This window comes from Streptomyces sp. NPDC096176 (assembly GCF_044763255.1).
GTDB lineage: Bacteria > Actinomycetota > Actinomycetes > Streptomycetales > Streptomycetaceae > Streptomyces.
In genome coordinates this window covers 362,329-379,313 of record NZ_JBIWFV010000002.1, presented here as the reverse complement: position 1 = coordinate 379,313, position 16,985 = coordinate 362,329, and the positions used below count along the sequence as shown (strand labels likewise).

Here is a 16,985-nt window from a genome sequence, read left to right as displayed (position 1 = left end):
CGCTGCCGACGGGCCGTTGGGCGGTGTGGGGCAGTCCCCCGGGGTTCCCCTAGGGGATGTCACAGGTCAGCCGCAAAGGCCGCCGGTTCCGGCTCTGCCGCCACCTCGCGTTCGCGGACCAGGTACGTTCGATTGCGTGGCTGGATTCAGGATCGGACGCGGCCGGGACAACCGCACCCAACAACAGCAGGCGCCGCAGGCGCCACCGCCCTACCAGGGCGGTGGACGTCCGGCAGCGCCGCCGTACGCGCAACAGCAGCGGCAGCAGCAGTGGCCCCAGGCCGCCGGCGGGCCCCAGCAGGGCGGCGGATACGACGAGCCGGAGTACTTCGGCGACCCGCACCCGCAGTACGCCCCGCCCCAGGACCCGTACGCGGCCAACAACCCGGGCCACACGCAGATGTTCAGCGTGCACGACGATCCCTACGGCGACGGCGCCACCTACCGCTCCGGCGCCGCGCCGACAGCCCCCGCGGGTCCGCGCCTGCACTGGAAGCAGCTGCTGAGCGGCATCGTGCTGCGCCCCGGCCCGACCTTCCTGCAGATGCGCGACCACGCCGTCTGGGGCCCGGCGCTCGTCGTCACGTTCCTCTACGGCATGCTCGCGATCTTCGGCTTCGACGAGCCGCGGGACGAGGCGATCAACGCGACGCTCTCGAACGCGATCCCGTACGTGCTCATCACGGGCGTCGCCTTCGTCATCAGCGGTCTGGTTCTCGGCGCCGTGACCCACACCCTGGCCCGCCAGCTGGGGGGCGACGGCGCATGGCAGCCGACGGTCGGCCTCTCCATGCTGATCATGTCCATCACGGACGCCCCCCGCCTGGTCTTCGCCCTCTTCCTCGGCGGCGAGAACTCCCTTGTCCAGGTGCTGGGATGGGCGACCTGGCTGGCTGCAGGCGCGCTGTTCACCTCGATGGTGAGCAAGTCGCACGACCTGCCGTGGCCGAAGGCGCTGGGCGCGTCGGCGATCCAGCTGGTCGCGCTGCTGTCGATCATCAAGCTCGGCACGATCTGAGCGACGCGCAGGAAAGCGACGCACAAACAAAGGCCTCCGCCGATCCGGCGGAGGCCTTTTCATGGGTGGTCACCTGTCAGGCGTCGAGCACCTGACCACTGCGCCGTACGACGGGCTTCTCCACACTCCAAGGCAAATGAAGTCAATGAGGGTAGTAGCCTTGCCCGGAACCGAAACACCAGGTCGCAGGCAGGGGAGGCCCCGATCATGGCACGCAAGGTGGGGATCTACACCCGGATCTCACGAGACGACGAGGGAGACGCACTCGGCGTCGGCCGCCAGCGCACGGACTGCGAGCGTCTGGCGGACCTGCGTACCTGGCAGCCGGTGAAGGTCTACGAAGACAACGACGTGTCCGCGTTCAAGCGCAACGTGGTGCGCGACGAGTTCGAGCTCATGCTGAAGGATCTTCAAGCTGGGCTGATCGATGGCGTCGTGGCGTACGACCTGGACCGGCTCGCGCGTCAGCCGCGCGACCTTGAACGGCTGATCGAGATCTTCGACGAGCGTCCGCGGCTGGAGTTCGCGACCGTCACCAACGATGTGAATCTCGGCTCGGCCGATGGCCGGACCATGGCACGGATCATGGTGGCGTTCGCCAACAAGTCGTCGCACGACACGTCGCGCCGGATCAAGCGCAAGCATCTGGAGTTGGCCCAGCAGGGCAAGGCCAATGGAGGCCCCGCGCCCTACGGGTGGCAGAAGGACGACCGGAACAAGGTTGACCCCGTGGCGGCCAAGCACATCCGCGCGGCCCAGAAGGAAGTTCTCGCCGGGGTGCGCATCGGAACGATCCGCCAGCGCTGGCATGCGGAGGGCATCGGGAACCCTCGCGAAGGCACCAAGCGCATGGCCCATCACCACGTGGAGCACATCCTCACCAACCCCCGGTTGTGCGGCTACCGCACATATCACGGCGAGATCCTGCACGGTGACGACGGGCAGCCCGTCATGGGCGAGTGGGACCCGATCAACACGGTCGAGGAGTGGGAAGCCGTCTCGGCCGCCGTCGCCGAGCGCAAGCAAGGCCGGCGGGAGGGCGACACGCTGGCCCGCAAGTACCTGCTCTCAGGGATCGCCCGGTGCGGGCTGTGCAAGAGCAAGATCCGAGGGCAGATCAACCGGCGCTGGAAGCCAGGCTCCAAGGGCACGAAGTACACGTATCAGTGCTCTCAGGTGAACGGCGGGTGCGGCAAGGTCGGCCGGGTCGGCGAGCCGGTTGACAAGCTGATTGCCCGACTCGCTCTCAGCGAGCAGCGGGAGAAGGCCGCTACTGCGGTAGCCCCTTCCGACGAACGTTGGCCCAGGGAAGCGGAGTTGGAGAGCACCCTCACCGACATCGCCCAGCTCATCGAGGCGGAGAAGGCCAAGACGATCACGGTTTCCTCGCTCTTGCAGTTGCTCCCCGGCAAGGAGCGGGAGCGCGACGCGCTGAAGTTGGAGCGCGCCCGCTTCTACAAGGAGCAGAAGCAGGCGGAGGCCAAGGGGAACACGGCCGACCTGACAGAAGACGAGTTCTTCGCTCTCCCCATTGAGCGGCAACGCGAGATCGTCTTGCACAGCATCACGGCCGTACTGATCCACCCCGCAGGCCGGGGTAAGCGGAAGTTCGACCCAGACTTGATCGAGCCGATTTGGCATTGATCACGAAGGAGCCCCGGTTTCGGCCGGGGCTCCTCTGTTTCTAGATCCTGCCCTGAAGCAGCAAGGCGCGGCGTATCCACTCTTCGTCGCGCTCGGGCGCGCGGGCCAGGTGCCTACGCAACCATGCATCCTCGGCCGTCTCGTTGGGTGTGCTGTGATCCCGCGCCGCACTGGCGGTATCGCGGCTCAGCCGCTCTATGGGAGGTGCTACGGCCGTGGTCACTGCCAGACCTCCCCTTCTGTCTTGGCGCGTTCGGCGTGGTCGCGGGCTTGTGCGATGTCGTGGCGGGTCTGCGCGGCGAGCAGTTCTTCGCCGGGGCGGTAGCCGCTGCTGAGGTACTGCCATGCTGAGTCGGTGACGAGGGTGGTGTTCTCGTCGTCCTGGGTGGGGAGGCCGGCCAGGGCGCGGGCGTGGTCGGCTTGGGCGAGGCGCCAGGCGCGGCGTACGTCGCGGAGCGCGCCGAGGGTGGTGGAGTAGGCGCGGCTCTTGCTGGAGAAGTGGCCGCGGAAGCCGAGCATGTGGGCCCACTTCCAGAGCTTGAGGTGCGTGAACTCGGGCAGGTGGCCGAGCGCCCATGCGGTGCGGATCATCTGCCGTACGTGCTGCTGGACGCGGAGGTCTCGCAGGGGTTCGGCTTGTCCGGTGCCGTCGCAGTCGGCGCACTGGTCGCGGAAGCCGTCCGGGCCGGTGACGTGTCCGCGTCCCTGGCAGGGGCGGCACATCAGGGTTCGGTCGACGGTGCCCGCTCCTTCGGCGCTCTTGGTGGCGTACTTGGCGACGTATGCGGCCACCTTGGCGTCGGTGAGTTCGCCGTCTCCGAGGGCAGCGATTTCCCGGACGTCGATCATGTCGCCCCAGGCGATCTCTCGTTCGCCGGTGGCGTCGGAGTCGACGGTGAGGCGGGCGGTGCGGGCGGCGGTGCGTACGGCGTGGTCCAGGGCGTCGGCGGTGGCCCACGGCGGGGGCGGGGTGGTGTGCCCGTCAGGTCCGTCAAAGCGGATGACCGCGTGGAAGTGGACCAGGCCGCGTTTCTGATACTCGGCGACCTTGGCGAAGGAGACGCGCACTGCGGCGTTCAGTGCCTTCTGAGTCATGCCGAGGTGGGCAGCGAGGGCGCGGCGCATGTAGGTGGTGAAGCGTGCCCACAGGGCACCGGCGTGGGCGTTCCACAGCACCGCGCCGGTGTAGTCGTAGGTGGCCGGGCGCAGGGGGGTGCCGAGTTCAGGGGCGTCCTGGTCGTGGTGGGTACCGCAGGCGCAGGGGCGCGGGTTGCCGGCGGGTGTGGTGGGGCGGTTGTGGACGGGACCGAAGGAGGGGCGGTGAGGGTGGCGAAGACGCGGGGGTGGTCGCGGACGGTTTCGTCTACGTTCTTGCCGCCGGACAGTCCGGCCTTGATCAGGTGGTAGGTGTCGGCGGCGTAGAGGCGAGAGCAGGCTGGGCAGCGGGTCGAGCGGCGGTTGCCGCAGGCGGTGAGCAGGCGTCCCGTGGGTTCGTCCTCGGAGCGGTAGGAGCGCACCACTTCCTTGGTGGCCTCATTGGTGGTGATGGTCCAGCCGTGGAGGTTGCTCGAACAACCCCGACTCTGGTCCGTCGCCTCACGCCTGATGACCCTGTACGCCAAGACGTTCCCCGGTTCAGACGGAGCCAAGGCAGTGCACTGGTACCGGATGGCCGCCCAGTCCGCCGACCAATCGGGCGACGACGACGCCCGCGTCTGGGTCCGGGGACGGGCGGCGATCGCTCTCGGCTACGAAGGCGCGTCGCTCGGCGTCGCAGACGTTCTCGCGGACCAAGCCATGGCGATCAGCAAGAAGCCTTCCCTCGGCCTCTTGAACGCGATTATGGGGAAAGCGCACGCAGCAGCGATCCGGGGCGACCGCACCGCCGCCCTGTCCCTTGCCGAGGAGGGGCGTCGCGTCTTCGATCGCGCAGGCTCCCATGAGCAGACGTCGGACTACACGGTGCCGTGGTGGCGCATGAACGTGTTCCTGTCTCTCTTGCTCGCACGGCTGGGAGACGAGAAGGGCGCAATCGAGGCCCAGGAGCAGGCCACGCGAGAGCTGCCCGAGACCCTCCCCCGGTTCGCGACGCACCTTGAGATGCATCGTGGCTTGATGATCGCCCGCAGTGGTGATCCTCGCGGAGGGGCCGAGTATGCCCGAGCCGCTATGGCCGCCCTACCGCCAGAGAAGCACTCGCTCACCCTCCGACTCCTGATGGCAGAGATCGAGCAGACGTGAGAGAAGGGCTGTGGCTGTCGAGGTGGGTTCGGCTGGCTCCTGGTGCAGAGCCTGTCGATAGATGTGCAGGTCAGCGTGCATAGGAGCGGGAAGACAGTGTCTGCCGTGCTGCCCTTCTCCCGTTAGAGCGGGCGGACTCGCCGGTGAACTTAGTTTCTCCGCCAGGTGGTGGGGCTTTACGGCGAAGTTGAAGGACTCCACGTCAGTCTCTCCGGCGCCGAAGCCCAACTTGCCCAGATCGACCAGCGGTCCACCGTCGCCCTCGCTCCCGGGCATGCCGACGTGCGTGCATCATCCAAGGCCAGTGACTTCTCGGCGTACGGCTGCCTGCCACTGGGGTGATCTTCGCGTACGACACGGGCCATGTGCGGATCGCATGGCCGCTCGCTCTGCTGTGGGTGGCGTACGACTGGTTCACCGACCAGCCCATTGAGCCGCAGTAACGCATCTCCATCTGCGTAGAGGGATGTGTTCGGTCGTGTTTGTTGGGCCCTACCTGTTCCAGAAAGGTCTTCCTGTGAACCGGAAAGCTCGTCCGAGTATCAGGACAGTCACCATGGTCTCGGCGGGGACACTTGCCGCGGCCCTCAGCCTTCTCCCCAATGCGGTCGCTTTCGCCGATGCGGTCCACAGGTCCGGCCCAGGGAACAGTCAGGGGCTTCCTGGTCCGAACGGCGTCACGAGCGATGACTTCACTCTCCCAGCACGAGTGGGCGACATCGCTCGCGATCGCGCCCCGCAAGGCTCCGGGCAGCCGGACTGGGGCAAAGGCCGGCCCGGGCCGCAGGGGCCGCAGGGACCCCAAGGAGACCAGGGGGCGCAAGGCCCGCAGGGTGACACCGGCGCCCAGGGGGCGCAGGGAGCCCAGGGACCGCAAGGCGACACGGGTACAGGAACTCAAGGGCCGCAAGGCGAGCCGGGTACCACCGGATCGCAGGGACCCCAAGGAGACCAGGGGGCGCAAGGCCCGCAGGGCGAACCGGGCACGCGGGTGGAGGAAGTCTTCCAGCTGGTCTCGAGCGTGAACGAATCCGTCTTCATCGATGTGGACGAATCAGCCGGTAACAGTATGGGGGATCAACTGGTCGTCAATGGGGATCTGATCCGCGACGGTGCCACGGTCGGGGAGTTCAGCCAGGTGTGCACGGTGACCCGTACCGCGCCCGGTGATGAGTTCGACATGCAGTGCGACGTCGTACTCGATCTTCCCGAAGGGCGGATCACCGCGGAGGGCAGGCTCGAGGTCACCAGCGCCGGCCCTGGCCCGATCACGTTCGCGATCACCGGGGGTACGGCGGACTACCGCACGGCGCAAGGCTTCATCTCCGGCGTCCTTGTCAACGACACGGAAACGAACCTCACCGTCAACCTCATCCTGTGACTTCTCGGCAGCGATGAGTTCCGTTCTGAGCCTTCCATGCCGATCAGGCGAGCGCGTTCTGTTTCAACGGTCTCGGCGGCCTTCACGCTCTGGGAGTCGATCACGGGGACCACGCTCTGGGCCCCTTTGCCCATATCGCGGCGGGTCCGGCCGACGAGCTGGTCGTGGATCTGGCCGACGGATCCGGCGGCGGCCCTGTCAACGGTCATTGAGACCCCCAGGTGGCTCGTGGCCATCAGAAGCCCACGACCCACATGGGCGGCCCGTGGAACGGCAGGGGAACCGAGCCGTGGGGACGAAGGCCACCCATGAGTGCCACTTACGCGAGCCCCGCGGCGAACGCTCCGACGATGAAGTGCACCTGCTTCTCGCGTTTGGCTGCCGCGCGAGTTCTGACTTCTGAACCCTCGCAGGTCAGGGGGCAGGCTAGGCCTTCTTCCCAGCACCACCGCGCTGCCCAACAGATCTCCTCAGTACGTGGGGACGCCGCAGGATACGAGCCGCATCCTGCAGCGCTGCCCGGCGATTCAAGCGGCGTCCCGAAACGCATGCCGGAGGACGCTCAGACGTCAGAAGATCAGTCTGCAATAGGTAGTTAGACGCGGTGGCCTGCCTCGGCGAACTCCTTCGACTTGGCCAGCATTCCCGCTTGGATGCCATCATCGCTGGTCAGAGCGAGATCCGGCGCAAACTGCTCTGTGATGCTTCTGCTGATCTTCATCGACCAGAAGATCATTCCGCACGCGGCGGCAAGGAGCCTGCTCCACCGCAGGAGCCCGCAGACGAATTGCAGGTCAGGCGGACTCTACAAAGCCTCGCGTGACGGAGTGATCGGTGTGCCAGACTTACGGCATGGAGGCAATACAGACCACGGGAAGTTGATCCAGTCGTCGGTGCGCTTCCAGACGTACTCGCACTTCACGAGCGAGTGCGACTTCTCATAGATGACCGCGGACCGGACCTCCGCCACGTGGTCCAGGCAGAAGTCGTGGACGAGCTTGAGCGTCTTGCCGGTGTCGGCGACGTCGTCCGCGATCAGGACCTTCTTGTTGGAGAAGTCGATCGCGTTCGGCACGGGAGCCAGCATGACCGGCATCTCGAGGGTGGTTCCCACACCCGTGTAGAACTCGACGTTCACCAGGTGGATGTTCTTGCAGTCCAGCGCGTACGCCAGCCCGCCGGCCACGAACACACCACCGCGCGCGATGGACAGCACGACGTCGGGCTCGTACCCGTCGTCGGCGATCGTCTGCGCCAGCTCGCGGATCGCGCCGCCGAACTTCTCGTACGTCAGGTTCTCGCGTACGTCACTCATGTCGTCCGGGCCCTCACACCTGCGTCCGATGGAAATTGATGAACGACCGGGAGGCCGTCGGCCCACGCTGCCCCTGGTACCGCGAGCCGTAGCGCGCGCTCCCGTACGGCTCCTCCGCGGGCGAGCTGAGCCGGAACATGCAGAGCTGCCCGATCTTCATGCCCGGCCAGAGCTTGATCGGCAGCGTGGCGAGATTCGACAGCTCGAGCGTCACGTGCCCGGAAAACCCGGGGTCGATGAAGCCGGCCGTCGAGTGCGTCACCAGACCGAGCCGCCCGAGGCTGGACTTCCCCTCGAGCCTCGACGCAAGATCGTCCGGCAGCGAGATGACCTCGTAGGTCGACGCGAGCACAAACTCGCCGGGATGCAGGATGAACGCCTCGTCCCCCTCCGGCTCGACGAGCCGGGTCAGATCGCTCTGCTCCACCGCAGGATCGATGTGCGGGTAACGGTGATTCTCGAACACCCGGAAGTAGCGGTCCAGCCGCACATCGATGCTCGAGGGCTGCACCATGAATTCGTCGTACGGATCGATGCGCACGCGCCCGGCGTCGATCTCGGCCCGGATGTCCTTGTCTGAGAGAAGCACGTCCCGAGGATACGCAGAGCGCGCGGGCGGCCCCCAATCGGACACCTGCCCACGCGCTCCGTCCGTCTCCACGCTCCGCGCTTTACGCCTCTACGGCTTGCTCTGCTCCTGCTGCGCCACGGGCACGGCATTCCTCAGCCGGGCACACCGCGGACACCGGATGAGCCGCCCGGGCCCGATCCGGTCGGCCCCCAGCTGCTGCAACGGAAACGAAGCGGTACTGAATACGTGCCCCTCGGCACAGCGGACGAGGGTGCGCTCCATCAAGTCCATCGGGCCCCTTCCCCAGCGAATGCGGACGACCCTCACATTAGGGGATGACCCGGACACCACCACACGCGGCACTCCGCCCCGCCACGGTACGCCCCAACTCCCGCTCCCCGCACCCGCGTACGGGCCCCGGAGAACGCAAAAGCCCCGCGGCGAAATACACCGTGGGGTGAGTGATGGGGTAGAGTGTGCGACGATGCGGCACCGATCACCGGTGCGCTGTGCGGGTGTAGTTTAATGGTAGAACATGAGCTTCCCAAGCTCAGAGCGCGGGTTCGATTCCCGTCACCCGCTCCATGAAGCACTACCTCAAAGCCCCAGGCCGACAGCCCGGGGCTTTGTTGTTACTCAAGTCCGACCGAGTGCCCTGTGTGCCCGTTCTGCGCCCAGCGCGTCCATCGGCTTCTTCCGGTCGCCAGCACCCCACGAGCACATATGTCAACTATGATAGTTGTTATATGCTTCAGCGTATGGAGACGAAGACGTACACAACCATCGACCTGCGCAAGGGGATGGGCGAGATCCTGGACCGGACCCGGATCGCCGGTGAGGCCGCCGCCATCACCCGTAAGGGGAAGACGGTCGCCTACTTGGTGCCGGCCGAGTGGTTCGAGCGGATGGCCCGTCGGCACCAGTCGCACGAGGACCGGCACGAGGTGGCCTGACCCACCCTCCATACCAAGGAGCCCGAACCATGCCCGCCCATGCACTCCACTTCGATGGGCACGAGGGGGAACCCCTGCGGTTGCCACCCATGCCCGAACACACGCCTCAAGCACTCCGGTTGGCGATTCAGGAACACACTCCGCACCTCCTCCCGGACTTTGAGGCTCACTGGAAGCGCGTCATCGGCGACGCCTTCAACATCACCCCCGTGCCGGCCTTCATGCGCCTGTGGTGGACGCAGTACGCCATCGCGCGGAATCCCGTCCTCGACTCGTACCTTCGCGACCTCGAAGCCCGCGCCGCCAAGTCCGAGGACCCCGAGGAGTCCATCCGGCTTCTGGAGGAGTACAGCCGCCTCCGGCACGAAGCCGCCGAGAGGAAGCCCGGAGAGTGATCGACGAACCACTCCGGCCGCCTTGGCAAATGGACTGGACGAAACAGGCCCAGCACGACTTCCAGAACATGCCCGCCGAAGGCAGTGACCTGGTCATGAGTGCCCGTGCGGAACTGGTCACTGCCGAAGACCCGTACTTCCGTGGAATCGACGCCGATGCCTTGCTCCCGCACTGGATGACTGTCCGACCGCTGGCCTCCACGAGCCCCGGTGGCCCCCACATCGTGGACCTGGCCGGCGGACGCGGCTGGCTCATCTACACCTTCATGCGCCGCCACGCCGACCCACAGATCGTCGTCACCGAAGCCTTCTGGGCCTGACGTCTGCGCCACCGCAGCGTCTGCACCACGGACGGCTTCCGTTTTTTGTCACCCACTCCCGGCAAAAAACCTCAGATTGATGACCGGCCGTCGACGTGCCCCATCCGTGCCCTTCGGAGCAGAGAACAGCGGTCACGTACGGCTCCCAGGGGGTACAGACAACTACCCCACTCCCGACAACCATGCAGGCCAGAGCCGCCCCGTCCACTCAAGCACTCATGATTCCCCTGGGTAGAGACCGGCCTCCGGGTCGAGGTCGACGAGCTCACCGGGGTCTACAAGAACACGACGCGCGGCATCGTCGCCCTGGTGTTCCGGTGCAAGCCGTCAGGTGGCGCTGAGCGAACCTCGGCCGAGTCGACAGCAGTTGACTGGCTCACTCCGGATGAGGTCCGCGAGCGGATGGCCGAGCTCTACGCGGTGCGCCTGCTCGATGCACTGGACGGGCAGGGGCCTCATGTCCCGAGCCATGACGGCAAGCAGCTGATCCGTGTCGAGTCTCAGCTGATGCTTGACGGTCGGGTCTCACCTGATGCTTGACGGTCGACAACTCCACCAGCGCCAATCCCGGCCTCCCCACACACGCCGCAACGACGCGCACAGAAGAGCCGAACACGGCCACTGTCAACCATCAGCTGGGACCGAAGTGTCAAGCATCTACCGGGACCGGACAAAGCAGCTGATCCGAGCGCGGTAAGAGTTTCTCTACTTCATCAAGGCGGCTCGCTCCGCTCGCCGCGCGCGGCCCCGGCTCCAGCGCCGGGCCCCGACGCTCCTGTCTCCGCCCCGCTCCGGGCCCCGGCTCCGCCGGCCGCGCGGCTGAGCGACCACACCTGAAGCCGTGGACGGTAACCCGATGTGGCTGGGCCCGGCCGGTTCCACGGCTTTAGGCAGCCACCATGGGGCGAGCCTCGAAGATCGGGGCCCACATCGGGCCATTACCGGGCAGGTCCACAGACTGCCCGATTTCGCTGACCAGCGTACGGGCCCCGATCTCTCGCCCCATGGCAGCTCCCGCCCAAAGCCGCTCCACCAGCCTCAGCGCCTGGTGGTCTCACCGTGGGCACCTCCTTGGCCCGGTACGCAGTAGCGCCCGGCAACTCCATACGCTTAAGTGATCACGTCAAGTAGTAGATCTTCTCAGGGAGTTGACGGTGAAAACTGCGGTGCGGGGGACAGCGCTCGCTTTGGTACTAGTGGCGGCGCTGACCGCGTGTGGAGGCGGAAGCGGGAGTGGTGGGACCGCGGGCCGCGCGAACGGCGACTCCCTGGAGGGGCATGAGGGCAATGCCCCGGTTGCTTTGACTGCGGAACAGGTGCGTACGGCACTCCCCAGCTCCGCCAGTCTTCCCGAGGGATGGGGTTCAATGTTCAGTTCAGAGGCCGAGGTCGGCGCAGAAGCGGCAAAAACCTGCGCCCACGAGACCGGGACCGCGTGCAGCGGGCTGACAGCCGCCGGCGCAAAGACCATAGACGGACCGCAGACTATCGAGGAGATCAAGAACAGCTCGGATGCAGAGTCGGTGTACATCGACGTCTTCTCGTTCGACTCGGTCGACAACGCCGGCGTGGCAATGAAGGGTGCGGTGGCCATCGAGCAGGAGGAGGCCACCAAGTACGGCGATAAGCCAGACTCAGAGAACCTCGCCGCAAAGGTCTCTGCGGGTGCAGAGGACACCCACGTCTTCTCCGACACCAGGGGCACGGATAAATTCACCGCCACGGTGCTGATGCGTACCGGCACAGTCGTCGTGAAGCTGTGGGGTATAGACCTAAAGAAGACAGACATTATGGCGGTCGTGGCCAAGCTTCAAATCGACCGGATCAAGAAAGTCGCGGAGGGGAAGAACCCGGACGCATGACCCGGGCCTGCGGCCACTATCGCCCGCGGAGCAGCCGGTTTGACCATCACCGACCGGTCCAGACGGAACCGCAGATGAAAATGCGGCCGTGCCCTTCCCGTGCCCGTTCGGACGGGAAGCAACGGGGAACAGCAGGCGCCGACAGGCAACGCTCATGAGAACGGCCCCTGACCAAATACCTGGTCAGGGGCCGTTTCACCTGGCGGTGGGTGTGGGATTTGAACCCACGGTGACTCGCGCCACGACGGTTTTCAAGATTGCTTGAGTGTTGCCCCGATCATTGGCACCCCAACGACCTCGTCGGTCAGCCGAACCACGTGGACAGCAGCCCTGCAACGGTCGCACAGGCGAGCCCAGCGCTAGCCAGCAAAGCAGGGACAGTGACCTCGGGCGCTTGCTCCAAGCTGGCCAGCTCGATGCGTTCCCTGATGTGGAGAACATCAGTCCAGGTGCTCGCGGTCGGAGCTTCCTGTTCTAGCCGGCGCGAACGCTCATCAGTCGACAGGGTGGGGTCGTTCTTGATCTCTTCCACCCGCGCGAACAGGGCTCGGAGCCGCTTTCGTCGACCGTCTACGTCTCGCCAGAGCCGCAGCACCCCGAGCGCTGGCAGCAAACCGCCAGCCAAAGTCAGAACGGTTATGGTCAGCTTCACCACTGAACTATGCGACGCTGACCAGCCGTTCGGAAGACCCGAGCCAGATCTACGGTCCGTGCCACATGCATGCCAGAACGAGGAGAGAACCGCGGTCAACAGCGGGCAGGAAGGCAGATCCCCCGTACGGTGCCGGACGGCTTTCTCCGCAGGTCAGGACCCCACCCAGTCACGTTCGGCCGGTGATTCCCAAGCTCAGAGCGCGGGTTCGATTCCCTTCACCCGCTCCACGAGAAAGCCCCAGGCCAGCGGCCCGGGGCTTCTTTGTTGTCTAGCGGATCAGGCTTCGCGTGCCCGTTCCGTGCCCGATACCTGATCATCGGGCACGTCGGCGGCCTTCTCCCGCTCGGCGCGGACACGGGCATCGATCCCGTCGGCCACCTCCCGCTGCCGTTCCAGGTTCGAGTGCTGATAGATCAGCGCGGCCCTCTCGGAGGACTGCCGGCGCGGACCATCGTGTCCTTGAGCGTGGCACCCGACTGCGTCGAGAGCGTGTGTCCGGTGTGACGAAGGTCGTAGAAGCGGAAGTTCTCCGGCGGGCCAACTGCCGCACGTGCCTTTCTCCACTTCCGCCCGACCGTGGAGCGTCGGAACGGCTTGCCCCGCTCCCCTACGAACAGCAGTCCGTCCGGCTGCTTCTCCGCGTACCAGGCGAGATGCCGCTTGAGGTCCTTCTCCAGAAAGGCCGGTAGGACGAGGAACCACCTGCCTGCATCGGACTTGGTGTCGCCCGGTGCCCGCCGACCCGTCGTGAGTTCGGGCTCCGCGGTTCGCACCCAGATGCCGACGTTCTCCAGGTCGACATCACGACGGCGCATCGCGCACAGAAAGTGGCAGTCTCAGGCAGGCTGCCAGGACCTGCACCCCTCCAGCCAGTCCGGGCGGCTCAGCCGGAACCCGATCGAACTCCTAAAGCGGTGCTCACAGCGTGTCCGATCCGTGCCCGACAGACCGGTGAGACAAGCGTGCGGGAAACTCGCACGCTCAGACGGCAGCGTCGGACGACAGCACCGCCTCCACGAAGTCGGCCGGCGGCTGGTAACTATGGGCTTCGACGTAGTGAGCGATCAGCTCGGGGGCGGCGTAGGCGACGCCGTCGCCCATCACTCGTATCTCGGCGCTTCCCCGAGGGCCGTCGAGTCGCCTTGAGGCCAGGAGCGACGTGCACCATGGGCAGAGGTGGAAGCCTCGGGTCTGCTGTGCTCGGTGGGTACGGATCATGTCCGTCAGCGTCTCTACGAGGCCTGACGGTGGAGCACCCTTCGTGTACTTCTTGCCACGGTGGAGCCAGCCGACGTTGAGCAGTGTGACGCCCCGCCAGATGCCCGACGCCGTCGGATCCCAGTTGTCCCTGTCGTACGTGTACGGAGTCAGGTCTGCGTAGTACGTCATGGCGGGTGTCTACCAGCAGGCGCACCAGATGAGCACCAGAAGCAGCGGTGAACCACGGTCATCCCGGGGCGAAGCCCGGGAATGACCGACCAGCCAGATGCGTGCGTCCGTGCAGTTCAGGGACGGAGTCCACTCCGGCCGCCTTGGCAAATGGACTGGACGAAGCAGGCGCAGCACGACTTCCAGAACATGCCCGCCAGTGACCTGGTCGTGAGTGCCCGTGCGGAACTGGTCACTGCCGAAGACCCCTCCTCCGTCTCGCAGACCAAGAAACCGGGCTCGTCCGGGCGTTGGAATGACTGACGCGCAGAGCGCATCGGCGCCAGCCGCTCGGATGGGGACATCGACGCGACTGTTTCTTCGCGCACCAGATCGCGCAGCGACATGACTTCCCCTCAGTCCGTGTATGTGACTCACCGCTTCGCGCTGCGTGTCCTGGACGACGTGGGTGTAGACGTTCATCGCGCCGGCGAGCCGACTGTGCCCGAGGAGTGAGGTGACAGGTCTGCGGCCTGGGCTCCGGACGCCCGGGCGCATGCCCACGGTATTCGCAAGGAGGGGCGGGTCGCTGAGGACCCCGGGGATCTTGGTCCGGGGATCTTGGTCCGGAGCCCTTGTCGTCATCCTGCTCGGGCAAAGGACCGTTGATGAGAGATGACTACGGTTTCCTTTCGGTGTCCGCGACGACGGCCAATCGCTGGGCGAGTCGGTGGCACGCGTGCGCGAGTTCGGGCGGGCGGAGGTCGGTGAGTTCGGTATCGAAGGTGGCGAGGATCCCGGCGATACCGGCCCAGGACCAGGCGCCGAGGGTGAGGCGGCAGTGCTCGGTGTCAAGGTGTTCGACGACCGAGCCGCTTGGTGCCCAGCGGGCGACGATGCCGGCCGGCAAGTTGAGTCGCGCTGTGCCGGTGCACTGCCAGGCGGCGGGGGTGTCGCCGCGATCGTGACTGCTCATGACGAAATGAGCGAGGTCGTCGTAGGAAGGCCGGCGGGGACTGAAGAGGTGTGTCGTGGGGCGGACGCGGAGCCGGTCGACACGATGCACTCGCCACTGGTGGTCTCCAAGGTCGTAGGCGACCAGGTACCACCGGCCGGCCCACACGACCAGATGGTGGGGCTCGATGCGGCGGGCGGGCAGACAGTCGTCGTCACCGGTTTCGTAGCGTGAGCCGTCGGCGCGCAGCGTTTCGATGACGAGTACGTGGCGGTGGCGCACCGCGGCACCCACGGCGGTGAGCGCGGCCGAGTCGATGGGGGGCGCCGGGAACTCCCAGTAGTTCCGCAACCTGGTCAGGCGTAGGGATCTCATATGTTCCCGCAGCGCAGCGGGCATGGCCTGTTCCAGGGTCACCAGCGCCCGCGCCGCGTCGTCTCTCAGGCCGAACACCGTGCTGGGCGCGGTTTGCAGGGCCACCGCGACCGCAAGGGCCTGATCGTGGTCGAACATCAGCGGAGGGAGGGTGTGCCCTGCGCCGAGCCGATATCCGCCATCGGGTCCGTGGACGGTGGTGATCGGGTATCCGAGTTGGCGAAGGGTCTCGATGTCACGGCGGACGGTGCGCTCACTGACCCCAAGCGCGGTGGCCAGCTCGCACAGTGGCCACAGGCGGCGCGATCCGAACAGGGACAGTAGCCGCAATGCCCGTCGTGAGGTGCTCGCCATCCTCCCATCATGCCCGGTAGTGGCCACTCGGTGTCCACTACCGATGTCACGGTGGAGTGCCCGTGCAGGCAAACAGTGGTGAAAAGGACGGACAGGTATGCGTGTTGTCGTGGTCGGCGGCGGGATCGGTGGACTCGCGCTGGGGGCGGGGTTGCGTCGCAGGGGGTTCGAGGTGGCGGTGTTCGACCGTGACACCAACGTGGCGGCGACAGGCGGGTACCACATCACCCTGGACGGGCCGGCCCAGTCGGCGCTGCGGGAGCTGGTGGCCCCGGAGACCATGCAGCGGCTGTTGGCGTCGTCATCGGCGCTGCGGCTGCGCGACCGCGACGCGTTGTGGGACCGTCGCGGGCGACTGCTCGGCCGCGGGCCGGATCTCGGCAACCACCCAGGCATCGATGTCGATCGCATCACTCTGCGCATGCTGCTGGCCGAGGAGGTCGGCCCTGACCTGCATCTGGGGTGGACGGTGTCCGACGTCTGCGTGGGCGACGACGGCGCACCCCGAGTGCTGTTCACCGACGCCGCACCTGTCTCGGCGGATCTGGTGGTGGGCGCGGACGGCACCCACTCCCTGGTTGCCCAGCACCTGGCGGGAGGCCGGACCAACAGCCCGGCGGGCATCATCGGGTTCTCCGGCCGTACTCTCCGCGCTGACCTGAGCCCTGGTGAACAGCAACGGCTCGGGCCACGATCGGGCATGGCGATCGGCCCCCGGGGTGCAGCGCTCTACGTCGGCTTTCTGGACCCGGTCGGCAACTCCACGCTCGACGCCCCCGGGCTGCGGATGTCCGTCACCACCGGTCCCACCTACATCTGGGGCGCCATGTTCCCCGAATCTCCCGCGACCGACTCCCTACGCGCTTTGTGCGACGGCGCGTTGCAGGCCGCGCTGTCGAGACGGTTCCGTGAGCAGGGCTGGGCCGAGCACACGCTTGACGTCATCGCCCGCGCCGACCCGCACAGCGTGGCTGCGTACCGCTTCAACGCCGCCTCGACCCGCGCCACCGAGCTCGCGCCCTGGCCTGCGGGCCGCATCACCGCGCTTGGCGACGCCGTCCACGCGACACCACCCACCGCCGGTATGGGGGCCGGCGCGGCAATCCGCGATGCTGCCGCCCTGCTTCACCACCTGGGCGACGTCAAGGACGGCGATACGACGGCGACCGAGGCGGTGAACCGATTCGAGGCGGGCATGCGCCTGCGCGGCAGCGAGGTCCTCACCCTTGCCATGAGAACGGTCCGCTTGATCCTGGCCACCGACACCACACTCGGCTCCGCCGCTACCGCCGTGACCACTCCGATCCTGGCCGCTGCCGCCCGGCTGCGTCATCGGTGATCGATGTCGGCGTACGCCGCGCGGCTCAGTCCTCGTCGGCCCGTCCGTGCGCAGGGCGGTCAGGGTGTGGTCGAGCGGGGTGTCGATGCGGACCCGGGTGATCGGATGCAGAGATCGGTGAGGCGCGGCCATGGGGCGAGGGCGCGGACCAAGCATCTCGTGCCAGGCCCCGATCTCGCCCCATGGCAGCTCCCACCCGAAGTCATTCCGGCCCCTGGGGCCGCCTATCGGCCGCACGG

At 66.7% G+C, this 16,985-nt stretch carries 16 protein-coding genes, 1 tRNA gene and 5 pseudogenes; 12 read left to right on the top strand and 10 right to left on the bottom strand.

Translation table 11 applies throughout. The features are described from left to right. Positions 1-136: 136 nt before the first annotated feature. A complete protein-coding gene (locus ACIQ7Q_RS06915; protein ID WP_403857193.1) occupies positions 137-1,018 on the top strand; it encodes a Yip1 family protein in 882 nt (293 codons plus the stop codon). Between the two features lie 207 nt (positions 1,019-1,225). Continuing rightward, positions 1,226-2,662, top strand: coding sequence for a recombinase family protein (locus ACIQ7Q_RS06910; RefSeq protein ID WP_403857190.1), 1,437 nt, complete (start codon positions 1,226-1,228; stop codon positions 2,660-2,662). A gap of 219 nt (positions 2,663-2,881) precedes the next feature. On the opposite strand, the pseudogene ACIQ7Q_RS06905 reads toward ACIQ7Q_RS06910, so the two are convergent. Beyond that, positions 2,882-4,284, bottom strand: a pseudogene (locus tag ACIQ7Q_RS06905) (replication initiator). Here ACIQ7Q_RS06905 and ACIQ7Q_RS06900 point away from each other — a divergent pair. Both ACIQ7Q_RS06900 and ACIQ7Q_RS06895 read left to right on the top strand, forming a co-directional pair. Next, positions 4,190-4,903: pseudogene (locus tag ACIQ7Q_RS06900) on the top strand (XRE family transcriptional regulator); the annotation flags it as partial. The pseudogenes ACIQ7Q_RS06905 and ACIQ7Q_RS06900 overlap by 95 nt on opposite strands. A 709-nt stretch (positions 4,904-5,612) precedes the next feature. Continuing rightward, positions 5,613-6,284: a hypothetical protein gene (locus tag ACIQ7Q_RS06895; RefSeq protein WP_403857187.1), complete on the top strand. Its 672-nt coding sequence runs from the start codon at positions 5,613-5,615 to the stop codon at positions 6,282-6,284. 65 nt (positions 6,285-6,349) lie between these two features. Here the strand turns inward: ACIQ7Q_RS06895 and ACIQ7Q_RS06890 are convergent. From ACIQ7Q_RS06890 to ACIQ7Q_RS06870, 5 genes and pseudogenes are all read right to left on the bottom strand, one after another. After that, positions 6,350-6,478: pseudogene (locus ACIQ7Q_RS06890) on the bottom strand (IS5/IS1182 family transposase); the annotation flags it as partial. Between the two features lie 401 nt (positions 6,479-6,879). After that, positions 6,880-7,005, bottom strand: a complete 126-nt coding sequence (locus ACIQ7Q_RS06885; protein ID WP_403857184.1) for a hypothetical protein — start codon at positions 7,003-7,005, stop codon at positions 6,880-6,882. 84 nt (positions 7,006-7,089) lie between these two features. Then, complete coding sequence (locus ACIQ7Q_RS06880; protein ID WP_403857180.1) at positions 7,090-7,599, bottom strand: phosphoribosyltransferase; 510 nt, start codon at positions 7,597-7,599, stop codon at positions 7,090-7,092. 13 nt (positions 7,600-7,612) lie between these two features. Next, the gene (gene dcd, locus ACIQ7Q_RS06875; protein ID WP_403857991.1) at positions 7,613-8,188 is read right to left on the bottom strand and encodes a dCTP deaminase; all 576 of its coding nucleotides are present in this window, start codon (positions 8,186-8,188) and stop codon (positions 7,613-7,615) included. Positions 8,189-8,278: 90 nt separating this feature from the next. Beyond that, on the bottom strand, positions 8,279-8,461 hold the full coding sequence (locus ACIQ7Q_RS06870; RefSeq protein ID WP_403857177.1) for a hypothetical protein: 183 nt from the start codon (positions 8,459-8,461) through the stop codon (positions 8,279-8,281). A gap of 220 nt (positions 8,462-8,681) precedes the next feature. On the opposite strand from ACIQ7Q_RS06870, the gene ACIQ7Q_RS06865 reads away from it, so the two are divergent. From ACIQ7Q_RS06865 to ACIQ7Q_RS06840, 6 genes and pseudogenes are all read left to right on the top strand, one after another. Beyond that, positions 8,682-8,755, top strand: a tRNA-Gly gene (locus tag ACIQ7Q_RS06865). Positions 8,756-8,928: 173 nt separating this feature from the next. Further along, positions 8,929-9,123 carry a type II toxin-antitoxin system Phd/YefM family antitoxin gene (locus tag ACIQ7Q_RS06860; RefSeq protein WP_403857175.1) on the top strand — a complete coding sequence of 65 codons (195 nt, stop codon included), beginning with the start codon at positions 8,929-8,931 and terminating at the stop codon, positions 9,121-9,123. 29 nt (positions 9,124-9,152) lie between these two features. After that, on the top strand, positions 9,153-9,518 hold the full coding sequence (locus tag ACIQ7Q_RS06855; protein ID WP_403857172.1) for a hypothetical protein: 366 nt from the start codon (positions 9,153-9,155) through the stop codon (positions 9,516-9,518). Between the two features lie 29 nt (positions 9,519-9,547). Continuing rightward, positions 9,548-9,838 carry a hypothetical protein gene (locus tag ACIQ7Q_RS06850; protein ID WP_403857169.1) on the top strand — a complete coding sequence of 97 codons (291 nt, stop codon included), beginning with the start codon at positions 9,548-9,550 and terminating at the stop codon, positions 9,836-9,838. A gap of 228 nt (positions 9,839-10,066) precedes the next feature. Further along, a pseudogene (locus tag ACIQ7Q_RS06845) lies at positions 10,067-10,378 on the top strand (hypothetical protein); the annotation flags it as partial. Positions 10,379-11,205: 827 nt separating this feature from the next. Then, a complete protein-coding gene (locus ACIQ7Q_RS06840) occupies positions 11,206-11,700 on the top strand; it encodes a hypothetical protein (RefSeq protein WP_403857166.1) in 495 nt (164 codons plus the stop codon). 304 nt (positions 11,701-12,004) lie between these two features. Here the strand turns inward: ACIQ7Q_RS06840 and ACIQ7Q_RS06835 are convergent, their stop codons facing one another. The 3 genes and pseudogenes from ACIQ7Q_RS06835 to ACIQ7Q_RS06825 form a co-directional block, all read right to left on the bottom strand. Next, positions 12,005-12,352 carry a hypothetical protein gene (locus ACIQ7Q_RS06835; protein WP_403857163.1) on the bottom strand — a complete coding sequence of 116 codons (348 nt, stop codon included), beginning with the start codon at positions 12,350-12,352 and terminating at the stop codon, positions 12,005-12,007. Positions 12,353-12,631: 279 nt separating this feature from the next. Beyond that, positions 12,632-13,173 (bottom strand): annotated as a pseudogene (locus ACIQ7Q_RS06830) (tyrosine-type recombinase/integrase); the annotation flags it as partial. Positions 13,174-13,336: 163 nt separating this feature from the next. Next, a complete protein-coding gene (locus ACIQ7Q_RS06825; RefSeq protein WP_403857160.1) occupies positions 13,337-13,744 on the bottom strand; it encodes a hypothetical protein in 408 nt (135 codons plus the stop codon). A gap of 150 nt (positions 13,745-13,894) precedes the next feature. Between ACIQ7Q_RS06825 and ACIQ7Q_RS06820 the strand changes: the two genes are divergently transcribed. After that, on the top strand, positions 13,895-14,047 hold the full coding sequence (locus tag ACIQ7Q_RS06820; RefSeq protein WP_403857157.1) for a hypothetical protein: 153 nt from the start codon (positions 13,895-13,897) through the stop codon (positions 14,045-14,047). Positions 14,048-14,402: 355 nt separating this feature from the next. Here the strand turns inward: ACIQ7Q_RS06820 and ACIQ7Q_RS06815 are convergent, their stop codons facing one another. Beyond that, on the bottom strand, positions 14,403-15,407 hold the full coding sequence (locus ACIQ7Q_RS06815; RefSeq protein WP_403857155.1) for a helix-turn-helix transcriptional regulator: 1,005 nt from the start codon (positions 15,405-15,407) through the stop codon (positions 14,403-14,405). Positions 15,408-15,504: 97 nt separating this feature from the next. On the opposite strand from ACIQ7Q_RS06815, the gene ACIQ7Q_RS06810 reads away from it, so the two are divergent. Next, positions 15,505-16,746: an FAD-dependent oxidoreductase gene (locus ACIQ7Q_RS06810; RefSeq protein ID WP_403857152.1), complete on the top strand. Its 1,242-nt coding sequence runs from the start codon at positions 15,505-15,507 to the stop codon at positions 16,744-16,746. The last annotated feature ends 239 nt before the right edge of the window (positions 16,747-16,985 follow it).